This window comes from Afipia birgiae 34632 (genome assembly GCF_000308295.2).
GTDB classification, from domain to species: domain Bacteria; phylum Pseudomonadota; class Alphaproteobacteria; order Rhizobiales; family Xanthobacteraceae; genus Afipia; species Afipia birgiae.
This window is the reverse complement of sequence record NZ_HG326654.1, coordinates 819,985-835,642: the sequence shown is the minus strand read 5'-3', so window position 1 is coordinate 835,642 and position 15,658 is coordinate 819,985. Positions and strand designations below refer to the sequence as shown.

The following is a 15,658-nucleotide window of genomic DNA, read 5'->3' as shown; positions in this document are numbered from 1 at the left end:
CGTTGTGAGGCTTCCACCGGGTGGAGAGTCAAGGCCGCTTGCCGCCGCAAATTCCGGTCACGACGTTCGATAACGTCGCGGGGGGCGTGCGCTAGCCGTCCAGCACGATGGCGTGGATGTTGCGGCCGTAATCCGGTTCCTTGCGGTGGGTCGTGCGGCGGTAGCTGAAAAACCGCTCGTCCGCATAGGTGTCGACGCCGACATCGTCGATCATCAAAATTCCCGCACGCTCCAGCCGAAACCGGATGTATCCGGCAAGGTCGAACATGGAATGATCCGCGCGCGTTGACGGCACGAAGAAGCGCGCATTGCCAGCATCGCCTTCCGAAAACCGCGCGACGAATTCCGCGCCGACCTCATAGCTTTGCTGGCGGATCAGCGGGCCGATCGCGGCGATGATGGACCCGCGCGCTGCGCCGAGGCTTTCCATTGCCGCAATCGTATTCTCGATCACGCCGCCGATCGCGCCCTTCCAGCCGGAATGCGCTGCACCGATCACGCGCGCTTGCGGGTCGACAAACAGGATAGGTCCGCAATCCGCCGCGGTGACGCCGAGTGCGAGTCCCGGCACGTTGGTGACGAGGGCATCGGCGCGCGGGCGCGTCTCGGTATTCCACGGCGCAGTGGCGACCGCGACATCGGGCGAGTGAATCTGGAACACGGTGAGAAATTGCGCGGGCGCGACGCCGAGATGCTCGGCCATGCGCCGGCGATTTTCGGTGACATGCGCCGGATCGTCATTCGAACCGATGCCGCCGTTGAGGCTTTCATAGATGCCGCTTGAGACGCCGCCCTCGCGCGAAAAGAAGGCGTGGTGCAGGCCCGGCACAGCCGAAAGAAGCGACGACGAGAACGTCATGATTTGGCGTCCTGATCGGACAGCGCCGCCAGCGTCCTGATCGCGGGATGCGAGATGCCGAGCACCTTGAACAGCGAGCCCATGCCTTCGGGGCTCGGGCCAGTGAGACGGGCGAGGCCAGCGGTAATCAGCTTCTGGCCATCTTCCGTCGCGTTTTTCATCAGCGCCTGCGCGCGGGTCTCGATGCCGAGGTTTTTGAGAAATGCGCCTTGCTCCACCGGACCATGCGCGCGGGCGCCGACATCCTCGGCCGCGCGGGCAAGCGCCTGAAAATCCACATGCGCGGTGAGATCGGCGAGCCCCGCATTGCGTAGCGGGTTGGTGTAGTTGTGCCGCGCCACGGCCTGAAAGGTGTCGCCTGCATCGCTGCGCAGATGGCCATAGTCGACAATCAGCGCAGCGCCGCCCTGATCGCGGACGCGGCGTGCGAGGGTGATGACCTCGTTGTCCGGACGCCACTCAAAGATCGCGCCGACAGGCGCAGCGCGTGCCAGCGGAGGCAGCAGCACCTCGAAGCGAGGCATCGGATTCGGGGCGGTGCCGAAGGCGAGAATGTCGTCGTCGATTTCGATGGTGCGTTCATGCCACCCGGTTTCTTTCCTCACCGCCTGATGGATCGGCAGCGCATCGAAGAACTCGTTGGCGAGAATAATCGCAGGGCCTTCGGGAATGTCTTCGATTTTGTCGTACCATTCCACATAGGCTGCGTCGGCGAGCTTGTCCCGCTGCTTGTCGCGCAGCGTCGGGCTCGCCTCGACCAGATGCACGCTGATGGCGTCATGGAAGGCCGGCAAAATCCGCACTGCGCGCAGCGCATCGGCCATCATGGTGCCGCGGCCCGGTCCGAGCTCGATGAACATGACTTCCTGCGGCATGCCCATCGCGTTCCAGACCGATGCCGCCCACAGGCCGATCAGTTCGCCGAACATCTGGCTGACTTCCGGGGCCGTGATGAAATCGCCGTCGCGGCCGAGCGGATCGCGCTTGAGATAGTAGCCGTATTCGGGATGCGTCAGGCAGATCTGCATGTACCGCCACACCGGCATCGGGCCGCTGGCGGCGATCTGCTTCCGGATCAGGGTTTCAAGCGGGGAGTAGTCGGACACGGCGATCTTTCACGGCAATGGGAATCGTCAATTCAATATCATCTTACAGTATGACCTACGTTATTACGCCTTGGCCGGGTTTGCATCCGCCGTTCGCGGTCCCCGCCGCCATGCGGCCGTGATGAAGGCAAGGCCGGCAATGATCATCGGGACCGACAGGATCATCCCCATCGTCAAACCGCCCCAGAGAAATCCCAGTTGCGGGTCGGGCTCGCGGAACAATTCGCTGATGATGCGCGCCACGCCGTAGAGCGCGGCAAACGCGCCGATGATCAGGCCTGGACGTTTCAACGCACCGCCGCGGATCAGCAGCGCCAGCACAATAAAGAGCGCCACGCCCTCAAGCCCCGCTTCATAAAGCTGGCTTGGGTGACGCGGCAGCGGCCCGCCGTTCGGGAATACCATTCGCCAGGGAACGCTCGCGTCCGCTGTGCGGCCCCACAACTCGCTGTTGATGAAATTCGCCATACGCCCAAGCAAGAGGCCGATCGGGCCGACCGCGCAGGTGACGTCGCCGAGCGACAGCACGGAGATCTTGCGCTTCCAGCCGAACAGCAGCACCGCGATCACGCAGCCCAAGAACCCGCCGTGGAACGACATACCGCCGGTCCACAGCTTGAAGATTTCCGCGGGGTGCTGTGCGAAGAAACCGAAATTGTAGAACAGCACGTAGCCGGTGCGGCCGCCGAGGATGATGCCGAGCGTCACCCACAGGATGAAGTCGTCGAAATCCAGCACCGTGAACGGCGCCTTGCCGCCCCACAGCCTCTCGCTGCGGATAATCTTGCGCGCATAGAGCCAGCCCAGCACGATGCCGCCGATATAGGCCAGCGCGTACCAGCGGATTGCGATTGGCCCGATAGCGATGGCAATGGGATCGAAAACGGGGAACGCGATGGTCAGAAACATGAGCAGCCGATGTCCGGTGGGGTTCGCAAAAATTAGCCCCGGTTTGCGACAAGAACGCGCGTTTAACAATTCACGTGTTTCTTACATCTTGCGCCCCGGCAAGGCCATCACCATTGTCTGGACACGCTAGTGGTCCGTTTCCAACATTCGCACCCTGTTTCAGCAGACACTTTTGCGAATGTTGGAAACGGAGGACCACTGGGAAATATACGTCTCTGGTGGAGCTTTGGATTTGACATTCGCTTCGCCGGCGTGTGGTTAGTTGGATAGCGAATGTCAAATCCGCTCCACCAGACGCGGTAATCGGCCCTTCGGAGTTTGATGATGACCCAGACCAGCAGCCGTTTTTTTGACGAGATCGCGCGCCTGATGAATGACGCCGCGGGCGCCGCCTCGGGCGTGAAGCGCGAGGTGGAAACCGTCGTGCGCAGCCAGGCCGAGCGCATCCTGCGCGACCTCGACCTCGTCAAGCGCGAGGAATTCGAGGCGGTGAAGGATATGGCGCGTCTGGCGCGCGAGGAGAACGAGGCGCTGAAAACGCGCATCGCCGCGCTCGAGAAGAAACTCGGACCTGTCGCAGAGACGTGACGGCCGAATGCCTGAGTTGCAAACGCTCGCGCTAATCCTTTTTATTCTGGCGCTTCTCGTTATTGCGGCGTCATCCGTTTACGCTGATTATCGGCGGCGGCCTGCTTGCAATGATGCGTTTCGTTGAAAGCGAAAAAGTCGCCGGCCTTTCATACTCTCTCATTTTTCTGTCGGTGACGGCGGCGATAACTCAGATCTGGCATCTCAATGCCGTCTCGAAATGGGCGGCGCGTCAGTAAGTACGTTTACGCATATTGCGTGATGCCGCTGCCGAATGACCAGGTTTCCGCCGGCGCAGTTGCAGATGCACACAGTCTGCTTCCGCGTGAAGCCGATCATTTGAATCGAAAGATCGGTTTTCCGTTTGCGTCAAAGACGCTGACCAATGTGTTTTCGGAACTATTTCGGTCGCTTTGGAGTAGCGTACTGCGAGCTGACGTTGCGAGGTGAGCCATGGCTCCGTTTAACCGCACAAACATCTCCGAAGTTGAGCATGTTATAAAGGCTCCTGCATCGCGGTGGGACAAGAAGATTGCCGCCGATCTGATTTCCGAAATGGAAGCGTTCTTCGGAAAAGTGGATACGATTCCACAGATGAAGCAGGCCCTGGCCATCGCAGGCTATCAGGGACTTCAGCGGCAGATTGAAAAGGCTGTTGAAGGCAAGACGCATCTGGATGCGGTCCGGGGGATGGCCCATGCGATGCGCAGCTTTGCACTCGGCAGTCCCGGATTGGCAATCGCTTCATTTCGCGATCCGGATGTCGACAACCCCGAGTACCAGAAAGCTGCGGGCCAATTGGCTCAGACCGTCCTTCGTATTTTTTCCGAGGCCGGCATCAGTAACGAAGCGGCCAGGCATGCGATCCGAATCCTGAGGAGCCTTGTCCGCGGATTTGTGCTCAACGAAATGTCGGCCCCGGTGGCCCGACCCATGGAATATCAAAAGAGCTATGTCTTCGCTGTCGAGATGTTTGTTCGCGGGTTGGCTGAGCTTCGGGATGTTTCAATCACAAAAGAGACTTGAACTCGCGTGTATCGGATGACGCATCGCGATTGCGGATTTGCCGCTGACGGATCAGTCCAGCTTGATGCCCGCGGTCTTGATGACCTTCTCCCATTTCGCTGTTTCCGACGCGACATAGGCAGCCATCTCCTGCGGCGTGCTTTGTAGCGGATCGATGCCGGCGTCGATCAGCTTCTGCTTGTTCGCAGGATCGTTGACGGCCTTGAGATACGCCTCGCGCAGCTTCGCGATGATGTCGGGCGAGACTTTTACCGGCGCGGAAAATCCCTGCCAGGCCCATGCCTCGAAACCCGGCACTGTGGCGGCGACAGCCGGCACGCCGGGCAGGCCGTAGAATTCACCGGGCGAGCACACGCCAATGGCCTTGATCGATTTCAGGCTGAGTTGCGACCGCGCGGTGGCGAAATCGACGAACATCATTCCGATCTGCCCGCCGGCGAGGTCCTGCAGCGCCGGTCCTGCGCCCTTGTAGGGGACGTGGTTGAGCTTGATGCCCGCCGATTGTGCGAACAGTTCCGCCGCCAGATGAAACGGCGAACCGACGCCGGCGCTCGCATAGTCGATGGAGCCGGGCGCTTTCTTCGCCGCGTCGATCAGCGCCTGCACTGAGCTGACATTGAGCTTGTCGGTGTTCACCAGCAGCACGATGGCGAAGCGGCCGGTCAGCGAGATCGGCGCGAAGTCCTTCTGCGGATCGTAAGCCAGCTTTTGATAGAGGCTTCTGTTGGAGGCATAGGTCGAGGTGTCGCCGAGCAGGAAAGTATAGCCGTCAGGCTCGGCCTTGGCGGCGGCTTCAGCGCCGATCTGCGTTCCGGCGCCGGGGCGGTTCTCCACCACGATCTGCTGTCCGAGCGTTGCGCTCATCGAGGTCGCCACCAGCCGCGCGAAGAAATCCGTGCCGCCGCCGGCGGCGTAGGGGACGATGAGATGAACCGGTCGCGCCGGATAGGCCGCCTGCGCCCAGGCGGTCGCGGCCAGGCCGGGTGCCGTCAAACCCGCGCCGAGCGCAGCGGTGGTCGTGATGAACGAACGGCGGGTCAGCAGCGTATCGATCGGCATGGACGTTCTCCCTGCGCAGCCGATGCGTGCCGGCGCGCCTTGAATTGGTTGCACATGCATCCAATCGCGTCCCGCGGGCGAAATCAACATCTTCAGGAAGAACCGGACTCTGCGTCGTCCCGGCGACGGCCGGGACCCATACGCCCTGCTGGTGCAGTTAAAAGTCTACCAGCTGCCTTTCAGCAGATGGGACCGGTGGTTATGGGGCCGGGCCTTCGCCGGGACGGCCTGAAGGGCTATTCGCTGTTGCTCACGTCCCGAGCGCGACCGGGCGAAACGCCTGACGCAGCGCGCCGTCGAGCTTGTCGCCCATCAATTCCATGATGCCGAAGGCCTGTTCCGGCGTCATCGCCGATGTGGTGGCGTCGGGTTCGAGCAGGCTGGCGTAGGTGTCCACCAGCGTCATGATGCGGACGATGTCGCTGACCTGCTGTCCCTGAAGACCGTCGGGATAGCCGGTGCCGTCGAGCATCTCGTGATGATGCAGCACGACGTCGAGGACCTCGCCTGGAAATCCGCGCTGCTCTTTCAGCGCATTGTATCCGAGCCGGGTGTGCTGGGCGAGGATGGCGCTTTCGTCGTCGGTCAGTTCGCCGCGCTTGTCGAGGATCGGCAGTGGCACAAACGCCTTGCCGACATCGTGAAGCAAGGCGGCGCGTGTCAGGCGGCGCTGGTCGTCTTCGCGCATGCCGAGATGGTGCGCGAAGGCGACGGCGTAGCCGGTGACGTGGAGGGTGTGGCGATAGCTCCTGTTGTGATGCTTGTTGACGGCGATCAGCCATTGCCGTAGCGAGCAGCGCTTCAGCGCGCGCAGGATCTGCGTCTCCGCCTGCATCACGTCGTCGAGCGAGATCGGAATTCCGGCAGGGAGCCGGCGGAAAATCTTCGACATCACGACAAGCGCGGCGGTGACGCCGTTGCTCAGGATTCGTGCATCGATGGCGTCTTCGTCTTCAGGTGTTTCCGGAAACACCTGGCGGATCCGGTGCAGGATGCTCTCCGGATGGAACGGCCGCTGGATCGTGTCGGTCGCGCCGAGCGCCCAGGCCTGCGCTGATCCGTGATGGAGAGCGTCGGCCAGTACGAACAGCCGGGGCAGCGGCAGATAGGCGTTGCCGGTCAGCTTGCTGCGGACACGCTGCACCGCTGTGGCCGAGGTGAGATCAATGTCGATGACGACGCCGGCGAAATCGCTCGCCGGTCGGTCGGGCAGATCGAAAATCGAAATCGACTCCACGCTGCCCGCATTTCTCAAAATGCGCGCAAGCTCTTCGCTCTGGTCTTCGCAATCCGATGCGAGCAGCAGGCGCCGGGTGGATTGCGGCACGTCTACCAAAGCCGGAAGTTTTGCCAAAGCTGCCATGTCCGTCCTCTGCGGGGCGTTCGGTGGTTATGTACTCCACAGGTGTAGCGAAAAACCGGTTCTCGACCCTTAACAGTTATCCTTAACAGTAAATGGCTATGCCGATCACCGTGGCTTTCGCTCGTCTTACCTTTATGAAAGTTGGATCAAATCCGGCGTCCCGTCGCGATGGTAACGATAGAGTAAAGTGCACAAAGGCATGCCGAAGATCCTGTCGATTCAATACCTGCGCGCCGCCGCTGCCCTGATGGTGGTGTTTTTCCATGCCGACGGCATGGCGCAGGAATATTTCAATTTTACCGGATTGTCGTTCGGCGCGGCCGGCGTCGATATCTTCTTCGTGATCAGCGGTTTCATCATGTGGATCACGACCGCGTCGGAGCGGATCACGCCGGCATCGTTCGCCGTGAACCGGATCATCCGCATCGTTCCGCTGTATTGGGCGATGACGCTGCTGCTCTATGGCGGCTGGCTGATTTTCCGCGACCCGGCGACGCTGCCGTCGCTGTGGAATCTGGTGCGGTCGCTGCTGTTCATCCCGTTTGTCTCGCCGCGCACCGGAGAGATCCAGCCGCTGCTGATTGCCGGATGGACGCTGAATTTCGAGATGTTCTTTTACGCCGTGTTCGCCTGCGGGCTGCTGATTGCGCGGCGTCATCGCGCATTGTTCGTCTGCACGATCCTTGCAGCGCTGGTGGCATCGCCGCTGTTTGTCTCACCTTCTGGGCCGGTGGCGCTGACCTATACCAGTCCGCTGCTGATCGAATTCATGGCCGGGTGTCTGCTCGGGGTTATGTATGAGCGCAGGGCGCTGCCCCGTCCGGGTGTCGCGGTGTTCCTGCTTGTCATCGGATGCGGTCTGTTGCTGACATCCAGCGGGTTGTCAGCGGCGAACATCACGGCCGCGCGCTTCTTCCATTGGGGACTGCCGTCGTTCCTGATTGTGACCGCCGCGCTTGCTCTTGAATCGAAGCTGAAGGAATGGCGGTTGCCGATGCTGCTCGGCGATGCGTCGTATTCGATCTATCTCACCCATGGTATCGTGCTCTCTGCGGTGAAGAGCGCGGTCATGTTGTTGGGGACGCAGCCTTTGATGTCCGTCATTTTCATTTTTGCCGGATGCGCCGCGAGCATCGCGGCCGGGGTGGGTGCGTATTATCTGATCGAGAAGCCGCTTCTCGCGGCTTGCAGGACGCTGGCGACTATGGTTCGGCGAGCGCCGCCAATTGCCGCGCACCGAACCATCTGAAAGCTATTCCGCGCCCTCGCTGCTGTCGCCTTCGCGGCCAGTTGTTGGCCCGCGGCGCAGAACGCCGTAGTCGCTGGATTTGGTACCGTCGCCCGTCTCGATGCTGGCAGACGCAAGACCGAACTTGAGGAGTTCCCGCACAGCCGCAGCGCGCGTCGGCATCCGGTGCTTGAAGCGGAAATCGTCGATCGCCGACAGTTCCTCGGGTGAAAGCATGATCTGCAGGCGCTCCCCGCGCAAATCGTTCATTTTTCCCTCCTGTGTGATCGTCCGGAGCGCAACCGGACGTCATGTTGCAGCGTGAGTAAATTACTCAACTCACTCATTCTGAGGAAGTTCCCAATTTCTATGATGAGTCGCCGATTGAGTATAAAACTCTTTAATATCAAATAGTTATGACTTGTATTGGGGCGCGGATAGGTATCTTTGGGCTAGGGGGGAGCAACTCACCTTTCCCGTAAGGATGTTCCGATGATCAACACCAATTCCGTCGAGCTTCGCGAATGGGCCGCCCGTTGCGAAGAGATGGCCGCCTCGACAACCGACGCGAAGGAGCGGGCGAGCCTGTTGCGGAAATGCGAGGCGCTTCGCGCCTTGGCAGACTCGGAAGACTGGCTGGCGGGATTGCCGTCGGTATCGGGTTCCAACCCGGCAAACAAACCCGATCGATTGGCCGTTAAGCCCGCCCAGGCCGCTGAATAGGCGCTATCTGGTCCCCAGTTGCCCCTTCGGCGTGCACTTTTGCCGCCGAAATTACCGATAAAATCCCCTGATTTCCTTGTCTTTCTGGCGGTTTGGGGCTAAGAACCCGCCACGTTCGCGGCCCCCGCACCCCTGGAGGCTTGTCGCGGCGTGAAACCGGGCCGCTTAGCGGCCCTTCACTTTTCAAGACTCAAGGAACTGAACAATGGCGACCGTCAAGGAATTGAAGGCGACCGCTCGTCCGAAGGCCGGCAAGGGGGCCGCTCGGGCTGAACGTCGCGCTGGCCGTATCCCGGCAGTGATCTATGGCAACAACCAGCCCCCGCTCACCATCTCGCTCGACGACGCGGAACTGCGTCTGCGCATCAATGCGGGACGTTTTCTCACCACGGTCCACGACATCGAACTCGACGGCAAGAAGCACCGCGTGATTCCGCGCGACTTCAGCCTCGATCCGGTGCGCGACTTCCCGCTGCATGTGGATTTCCTCCGCCTCGGCGAAGGCGCCAAGATCCGCGTCAGCGTTCCGCTGCACGTTCTGAACGCCGAAACCGCGCCGGGCGTGAAGCGCGGCGGCACGGTCAACATCGTGACCCACACCATCGAACTCGAAGTGCCGGCGGACAACATTCCGCAGTACCTCGAAGCCGACGTCGGCAAGCTCGACATTTCGAACTCGCTGCACATCACCGACATCAAGCTGCCTGCGAACGTCAAGCTCCTGACGCGTGACGACGCAACGCTGGTCACCATCGTTCCGCCATCGGGCTACAACGAAGAACTGAAGGCTGCTGCTGCGGCTGCTGCCGGTGGCGCAGCTCCCGCGGCCGGTGCTGCTCCTGCGGCCGGTGCTGCGGCTCCTGCGGCCGGTGCTGCCAAGGCGCCTGCGGCTGCGGCTGCGGCTGCCAAGGCACCTGCCGACAAGAAGAAATAGCGGCCAGGACGTAAAGCAAGAGAACCCGCGCCATGCGCCTGTTCGTCGGACTGGGCAACCCCGGCACGAAGTATCAGGGCAACCGGCACAATATCGGGTTCATGGCTGTCGACGAGATCGCGCGGCGTCATGGTTTCGCACCATGGCGCCGTCGCTTTCAGGGCGAAACCTCCGAAGGCACGCTGGAGCGCGAGCGCGTCGTTCTTCTGAAGCCTGCGACGTTCATGAACGAGTCGGGCCGCTCCGTCGGAGAAGCCGCGCAGTTCTTCAAGATCGATCTGCCGGACATCGTGGTGCTGCACGACGAAATCGAACTGCCGCCTGCGAAGGTGCGCGTGAAGACCGGCGGCGGCATCGCCGGACACAACGGACTGCGCTCGATCTCCGCGCATGTCGGCAACGATTATCGCCGCGTTCGTCTCGGCGTCGGCCATCCCGGCGTCAAGGAACTGGTGCATGCCCACGTGCTCAACGATTTCGCCAAGGCCGAGCGGCCGTGGGTCGAGGCGTTGTGCGACATCATCGCCGAGAACGCGGAATTGCTCGCGGCCGGCAAGGACTCGACGTTTCAGAACAAGGTGCACTTGGCAATGCAGGCCAAGGGCTTTGGCTCCAACGAAGACAACGGCGGCGGCAAGTAGCACTGGGTTTCTCGCCGATGCTTGACGAACAACAATGCTGTCATGGCCGGCCTTGACCCGGCCATCCATCTTTTCAAAGAAGATGGATACGCGGGTCGGGCCCGCGTATGACGGACAGAATTCAATCGATCAGACGTGACATAGTCGAAAGAAAATCATGGGTTTCAAATGCGGCATCGTCGGACTGCCCAACGTCGGCAAGTCCACTCTGTTCAACGCGCTGACGGAAACGGCGGCGGCGCAGGCAGCGAATTATCCGTTCTGCACCATCGAGCCGAATGTCGGCGCGGTTGCTGTGCCGGACCCGCGGCTCGACAAGTTGTCGGAGATTGCGAAGTCGCAGCAGATCATCCCGACGCAACTGACGTTCGTGGACATCGCAGGCCTCGTGCGCGGTGCGTCCAAGGGCGAGGGCCTCGGCAACCAGTTTCTCGCCACCATCCGCGAAGTCGATGCGGTGGCGCATGTGGTGCGCTGCTTTGAGGATTCCGACATCACCCATGTCGAAGGCAAGATCGCGCCGCTGGCCGATATCGAAACCATTGAAACCGAACTGATGCTGGCCGACCTCGACAGCCTCGAGAAGCGCGTCGACAATCTCTCCAAGAAGGCCAAGGGCAACGACAAGGACGCCAAGGAGCAGCTCGAACTGGTCGAGCGCGCGCTGAAGCTGCTGCGCGACGGCAAGCCGGCGCGTTTTCTTGAACGCAAGGCAGAGGAGGAGCGTGCATTCCGCATGCTTGGTCTGTTGACGTCGAAGCCCGTGCTGTACGTCTGCAACGTCGAGGAAGGCGCTGCCGCCACCGGCAACGCATTCTCGCAAGCCGTGTTCGAACACGCCAAGAAAGAAGGCGCGGTTGCGGTGGCGATTTCAGCCAAGATCGAATCCGAGATCGCGACGCTGTCGCGCGAGGAGCGCGCCGATTTCCTCGATACGCTCGGGCTGGAAGAAGCCGGCCTCGATCGCCTGATCCGTGCCGGTTATGAGCTGCTTCATCTCATCACCTACTTCACGGTCGGCCCCAAGGAAGCCCGCGCCTGGACCATCACCAAGGGCACCAAGGCGCCCGCGGCGGCCGGCGTGATCCATACCGATTTCGAAAAGGGCTTCATCCGCGCCGAAACCATCGCCTATGACGACTACATCGCGAATGGCGGCGAGGCCGGTGCGCGCGACACCGGCAAGCTGCGGCTGGAAGGCAAGGAATACGTTGTCGCCGACGGCGACGTGATGCATTTCCGGTTTAATACGTAGTCGACCGGGACACACTCTCCGAGTCGTCCCGGCGAAGGCCGGGACCCATAACCACTGTCCCGCGATTGTGAAGGGATCAACTTCCACGAACCCAATCGTCTCTCAGGGAGTATGGATCCCGGCTTTCGCCGGGATGACCAGAAAGAGATCTAAACCTGCCGCTCGTGGTCGCGGCCCTGATCGCGGATCGCGCCGAGATGTTCGTTGATCCGGAATACGATCAGAATCAGTTCGGCGCTGATGCGCGAGAAAATGATTCCGACGACGATGCCCGCCAGTGCCGACAGCAACTGGATGAACCCGCCGAACGGGCTGATCGCCATCAGGGTCAGCGCTGAGAATATACCCGCGATGCCGAACAGGATGATCAGCGCGATCACCAGCCAGTAGAATACCTTGATGATGGTGGGCGTGATGAACCTGTCCCACTGGAAAAGATCCTGAAACTGAAACATGGGTTTGTCTCCAGATAAACCGCAGAGATGAGCGACGGCAGGCGAACGGGCGCCCGGAGCCGTCAGGCGATTGAGCGAATCAGCGGCCGACTGACTCGCTCCGGATGCTGAGGGTTGTCGCATATCGCCGAAAAGGACGGAAGGCGACGGCGAAACGCCTCACTTGAGGTGTCTCCAAATAACGGCCAAACTGCGCCTATCCACAACGCGATTGAAATGATGAAACTCACATTCGAAGACTTTAAGCCCGGTCATCTTGGTACATTCGGCCCGCATCATGTTTCCCGCGAGGACATTATTGAATTTGCCACCGAGTTCGATCCACAGCCCATGCATCTCGATGAGGAAGCCGCCAGCCGCACGATTCTGAAAGGCCTGTCGGGCTCCGGCTGGCATATGTGCGCACTCTGGATGCGCATGGCATGGGACGGTTTCATCAGCGGCATCGCTTCAATGGGCGCTCCGGGGGTCGAGGAGGTCAAGTGGGTCTCGCCGCTGCGGCCGGGAGACGATCTCATGCTTGATGTCGAGGTCCTCGACACGCGTGAATCGAAGAGCATGCCGGACATCGGATTTGTCCATCTCAAGCAGGAGATGCGAAACGCATCCGGGCAGGTTCTCATGTTCAGTACGATTAAGATTATGGTCCTGCGGCGACATGCCGTGGAAGCGACGTAAGGTTCCGCAATGCCGTATTTCGACGACATCAAGATCGGCGATCGCCGCGAACTGGGATCGTTCACGTTTACGCCGGAGAACATCAAGGCCTTCGCCACGAAGTTCGATCCGCAGCCCTTTCATCTCGACGAGGAGGCGGGCCGCAAGTCTGTGTTCGGCGGTCTCGCCGCATCGGGATGGCACGTCGCCGCGGTCTATATGAAGCTGACGGTCGCGAGCTTCCAGCGCGAGGCGGCGGAGTTGATCGCGCGCGGCGAAAAGCCGGTCGCGACAGGTCCCTCGCCGGGCTTTCGCGAACTGAAATGGATTAAGCCGGTGCTGGCCGGCGATACGCTGACCTATGCGTCGGAGGTCACCTCGATGCGTCCGCTGGAGTCGCGTCCGCAATTTGGTTTCGTCGGCTTCTACAACACCGGCGTCAACCAGCGCGGCGAACTGGCGTTCTCGTTCATGGGCTCGGTGTTCGCGCCGAGGCGGCCCGCCGCCTAGACGTCTCAGGCATGCGACAAGGAAAAAGCGCCGCCCGCTCGTGTCATGGAGGGGCGGCGACAAGTCTCAGGGAGAATTTGCCTAGGCGTCATCCTGAAAGATCATGCCCGACAAATAGAGTTCAGTCCTTGGTTAGTCCTGGCGCGGTTCGGGAGCGGTTCGCTTCCACTGCGCCAGATTGTCGGCGATCATGCGTGTCGATTTCATCGCGGTCTGGCCGAGCTGGGCGTAGCCGGCGAGTTCGCGCTGGATGCGCTGGCCTTCGTTGTGCATCAGCGTGCGCAGTCCTTCGAGCTCCGCGATCAGATTTTCGATTTCGCCGAGCGATGCGCCCGCGACGCGGTGGATCAGCGTGTTGACGCTTGAGACCGCCGCTTCGGCGGATGTATCTGCCGGTGCGTCGGTGGCCGGTGATGCCGGGTTGCGGCGGAGATAGGCGACGTCCTTGCGGACGAAATCTCGAATCCCGGCTTCGACTTCGGTGACGGCGGCGAGGTTCTTGTCCTCATCAGTGATTTCGGACTTTTCTGCCTGAAGAGCGTTCATCGGCTGTTCCTTGTTTCGCGAGTTGAGCGAGCGCGGATGTCCCCCGCACGACGAATAGAGGTACATCAGTCCAGCCGATCGTGACCGAAACGCGGCGGGGATGCGGCGAAGGCCTATTCATACCGTGGACAAAACGAGAAACTGCGGGATGGTAGCCATTCGGTTAAGCGGAACTTACCAGCGGGTCTTGAAGCCCGCGGTCAGGCTGCGGTTGGCGCTTCCGTCCGGCGTCTCGCTGATCGATCCAGTGACGGTGACGCCGCCGAACAGTTTCTGTTCCGCGCCGATTCGGCGCAGCCATTTATCGTCGGCGGTCGAATGGGTCTGGCCCGCGATGAAACTGGTGCCGGTTTCAACGATACCCAGTCTGGCCGACTGATCGACTTCGTAAATCCGCGACGACGCGCCGAGGCCGAACACCGGCACCAGCGTTTGCTGCGTGACGTTGTAACCGTTCTGAAGCGTGAGCGAGTATTGATCGCCGCCGAACGGCAAGGATTTGGTCAGCGAGGTTGCGAGCTTGCTCTGGTCCTGCGCGGGATCGGTACGCGCCTCGATGGCGGTCTTGTCCCAGATCGAGCCGAGGCCGGGCGCGGTCATCGCCGCCCATGCGCTGCCCGACGATTGCGTGAGCTGATTGTCGTGAGCGATCTTCTGCGCCAGAACCTCCGACGAGGTCGTCGGCGTCTGCGTTGCGACGTTCAGGTCGGCGCCGACGCGGGTATCCCAGAACGGCGTGATGGGCTGCTTGATGGTGACGGCGGACGATCCGTCCGGCCTGTCGTTGCGGCTCCATGACCACGGGTCATCGATTGCGGCGCGGACCTTGCGGTCGATCGCGGAGGGCGATTCATAAACCGATGAGGGATCGGTGTTGAGGATGCTCCAGTCGATGTCCGCAGGCTCGATGAATTCCGGCGTTGCGGTTTCGGTGACTTCAACCGCTTCCGGTCCCGCGCCATCCTCTGCCAGCGCGACATCGGCGGTGGCGACAGACAAGCTGCACGCCGCGGCCAGCGCGATTGTGATCCAGCTTCGTGATGGCGTGAGGTGCGGCATTCGCGGCGTCATTGCATTGCGTCCGGCATTCGCGGGTCGTTATGGCTGATCAGGAGCCATCAAGTTATCAAGCAGGTTAATATCGTCTTTCGACGCCATCGTCGCTGGTCGCAGCGATGTTGTCTCAATTGTGTTTGTCGCAATTGTGTCTCGGCGGGTTCAGGCGCATGAACCTTGTGAGACGCTGCATACACAAGCGGCCCCGCATCGGGGCCGCTCGTGTTGCCGAAGGAATCCGGGGCTTGCCTTACGCGATCTTGGGGAGGTGAATCTGACGGCCCAGCGCCTGCTCGACCAGATCGAACGTGTCGATGATAGCGCGAAGGCTGATCAGGCGGCCGGCCTTGAACTTCGCGAAGATCGCGATCCGGACACTGATCGGCGTGCCCGAGGTTGTCGACGTCAGCGAGTACCGCATCAGCGACGCCGTGGAATCCTCGCCGATCATGATCGATTCCCGGTCGAAACGGTGGAGACTGACGATCCCGGAGATTTCGCGAACGACGTCGATCACGGCGCGCTTGCCGTGGCGGGGGCCCAGAAAGGCGAACATGTCGATCGGACCGTAAATCGCCCAGTCGACGTTATCGTCGAGGATCGATTCAAGGTGATCGGTCTGGCGCTCGTTCAGTGCACGATGAAACGCGCGCGAGAAACGCCAGAGGCTCTGCTCTGTCATTTTGAGGTCCTGAAATGTCACTTAGCCACGCAGCAAACTGCCCATGTGGCGTCGCCGATGA

The 15,658-nt window shown here is 61.1% G+C and carries 19 protein-coding genes; 9 read left to right on the top strand and 10 right to left on the bottom strand.

The genetic code is table 11. From position 1 onward, the window contains the following. Window positions 1-91: 91 nt before the first annotated feature. The 3 genes from pgeF to lgt all read right to left on the bottom strand — a co-directional run bounded on the left by pgeF (window position 92) and on the right by lgt (window position 2,874). On the bottom strand, window positions 92-859 hold the full coding sequence (gene pgeF, locus BN32_RS22645) for a peptidoglycan editing factor PgeF (protein ID WP_019195718.1): 768 nt from the start codon (window positions 857-859) through the stop codon (window positions 92-94). Continuing rightward, window positions 856-1,965: a class I SAM-dependent methyltransferase gene (locus BN32_RS22640; protein ID WP_019195719.1), complete on the bottom strand. Its 1,110-nt coding sequence runs from the start codon at window positions 1,963-1,965 to the stop codon at window positions 856-858. The genes pgeF and BN32_RS22640 overlap by 4 nt, the downstream gene beginning before the upstream one ends. A 63-nt stretch (window positions 1,966-2,028) precedes the next feature. Beyond that, complete coding sequence (lgt, locus tag BN32_RS22635; RefSeq protein ID WP_019195720.1) at window positions 2,029-2,874, bottom strand: prolipoprotein diacylglyceryl transferase; 846 nt, start codon at window positions 2,872-2,874, stop codon at window positions 2,029-2,031. 324 nt (window positions 2,875-3,198) lie between these two features. Here lgt and BN32_RS22630 point away from each other — a divergent pair, with 324 nt between their 5' ends. Both BN32_RS22630 and BN32_RS22620 read left to right on the top strand, forming a co-directional pair. Next, window positions 3,199-3,462, top strand: coding sequence for an accessory factor UbiK family protein (locus BN32_RS22630; protein WP_040427484.1), 264 nt, complete (start codon window positions 3,199-3,201; stop codon window positions 3,460-3,462). Window positions 3,463-3,915: 453 nt separating this feature from the next. After that, complete coding sequence (locus BN32_RS22620) at window positions 3,916-4,488, top strand: TetR-like C-terminal domain-containing protein (RefSeq protein WP_019195724.1); 573 nt, start codon at window positions 3,916-3,918, stop codon at window positions 4,486-4,488. Between the two features lie 51 nt (window positions 4,489-4,539). Here the strand turns inward: BN32_RS22620 and BN32_RS22615 are convergent, their stop codons facing one another. Then, window positions 4,540-5,547, bottom strand: a complete 1,008-nt coding sequence (locus BN32_RS22615; RefSeq protein WP_019195725.1) for a Bug family tripartite tricarboxylate transporter substrate binding protein — start codon at window positions 5,545-5,547, stop codon at window positions 4,540-4,542. Between the two features lie 250 nt (window positions 5,548-5,797). Next, window positions 5,798-6,910 carry an HD-GYP domain-containing protein gene (locus BN32_RS22610; RefSeq protein WP_019195726.1) on the bottom strand — a complete coding sequence of 371 codons (1,113 nt, stop codon included), beginning with the start codon at window positions 6,908-6,910 and terminating at the stop codon, window positions 5,798-5,800. Between the two features lie 187 nt (window positions 6,911-7,097). Between BN32_RS22610 and BN32_RS22605 the strand changes: the two genes are divergently transcribed. After that, the gene (locus tag BN32_RS22605) at window positions 7,098-8,159 is read left to right on the top strand and encodes an acyltransferase family protein (protein ID WP_244438249.1); all 1,062 of its coding nucleotides are present in this window, start codon (window positions 7,098-7,100) and stop codon (window positions 8,157-8,159) included. 3 nt (window positions 8,160-8,162) lie between these two features. Here the strand turns inward: BN32_RS22605 and BN32_RS22600 are convergent, their stop codons facing one another. Continuing rightward, window positions 8,163-8,408 (bottom strand): hypothetical protein, encoded by a 246-nt coding sequence (locus BN32_RS22600; RefSeq protein WP_019195728.1) that lies wholly within the window; start codon window positions 8,406-8,408, stop codon window positions 8,163-8,165. Between the two features lie 222 nt (window positions 8,409-8,630). Here BN32_RS22600 and BN32_RS22595 point away from each other — a divergent pair, with 222 nt between their 5' ends. The 4 genes from BN32_RS22595 to ychF all read left to right on the top strand — a co-directional run bounded on the left by BN32_RS22595 (window position 8,631) and on the right by ychF (window position 11,691). Further along, entirely contained in the window at window positions 8,631-8,861 is a 231-nt protein-coding gene (locus BN32_RS22595; RefSeq protein ID WP_019195729.1) for a hypothetical protein, read from the top strand. Between the two features lie 205 nt (window positions 8,862-9,066). Then, entirely contained in the window at window positions 9,067-9,795 is a 729-nt protein-coding gene (locus BN32_RS22590) for a 50S ribosomal protein L25/general stress protein Ctc (protein WP_019195730.1), read from the top strand. Window positions 9,796-9,827: 32 nt separating this feature from the next. Then, complete coding sequence (pth, locus tag BN32_RS22585; RefSeq protein ID WP_019195731.1) at window positions 9,828-10,436, top strand: aminoacyl-tRNA hydrolase; 609 nt, start codon at window positions 9,828-9,830, stop codon at window positions 10,434-10,436. Between the two features lie 157 nt (window positions 10,437-10,593). Further along, a complete protein-coding gene (ychF, locus tag BN32_RS22580; RefSeq protein ID WP_019195732.1) occupies window positions 10,594-11,691 on the top strand; it encodes a redox-regulated ATPase YchF in 1,098 nt (365 codons plus the stop codon). 149 nt (window positions 11,692-11,840) lie between these two features. Here the strand turns inward: ychF and BN32_RS22575 are convergent, their stop codons facing one another. Next, window positions 11,841-12,146, bottom strand: coding sequence for a DUF4282 domain-containing protein (locus BN32_RS22575; protein ID WP_019195733.1), 306 nt, complete (start codon window positions 12,144-12,146; stop codon window positions 11,841-11,843). Window positions 12,147-12,365: 219 nt separating this feature from the next. On the opposite strand from BN32_RS22575, the gene BN32_RS22570 reads away from it, so the two are divergent. Both BN32_RS22570 and BN32_RS22565 read left to right on the top strand, forming a co-directional pair. Beyond that, window positions 12,366-12,824: a MaoC family dehydratase gene (locus tag BN32_RS22570; protein WP_040427482.1), complete on the top strand. Its 459-nt coding sequence runs from the start codon at window positions 12,366-12,368 to the stop codon at window positions 12,822-12,824. A gap of 9 nt (window positions 12,825-12,833) precedes the next feature. Next, entirely contained in the window at window positions 12,834-13,313 is a 480-nt protein-coding gene (locus tag BN32_RS22565; RefSeq protein WP_019195735.1) for a MaoC family dehydratase, read from the top strand. A 132-nt stretch (window positions 13,314-13,445) separates the two neighbouring features. Here the strand turns inward: BN32_RS22565 and BN32_RS22560 are convergent, their stop codons facing one another. The 3 genes from BN32_RS22560 to BN32_RS22550 all read right to left on the bottom strand — a co-directional run bounded on the left by BN32_RS22560 (window position 13,446) and on the right by BN32_RS22550 (window position 15,597). Further along, window positions 13,446-13,859, bottom strand: a complete 414-nt coding sequence (locus tag BN32_RS22560; protein WP_040427480.1) for a hypothetical protein — start codon at window positions 13,857-13,859, stop codon at window positions 13,446-13,448. A gap of 174 nt (window positions 13,860-14,033) precedes the next feature. Beyond that, a complete protein-coding gene (locus tag BN32_RS22555; RefSeq protein ID WP_040427250.1) occupies window positions 14,034-14,930 on the bottom strand; it encodes a hypothetical protein in 897 nt (298 codons plus the stop codon). A 235-nt stretch (window positions 14,931-15,165) separates the two neighbouring features. Next, entirely contained in the window at window positions 15,166-15,597 is a 432-nt protein-coding gene (locus tag BN32_RS22550) for a nuclear transport factor 2 family protein (RefSeq protein WP_019195739.1), read from the bottom strand. Between the last annotated feature and the right edge of the window lie 61 nt (window positions 15,598-15,658).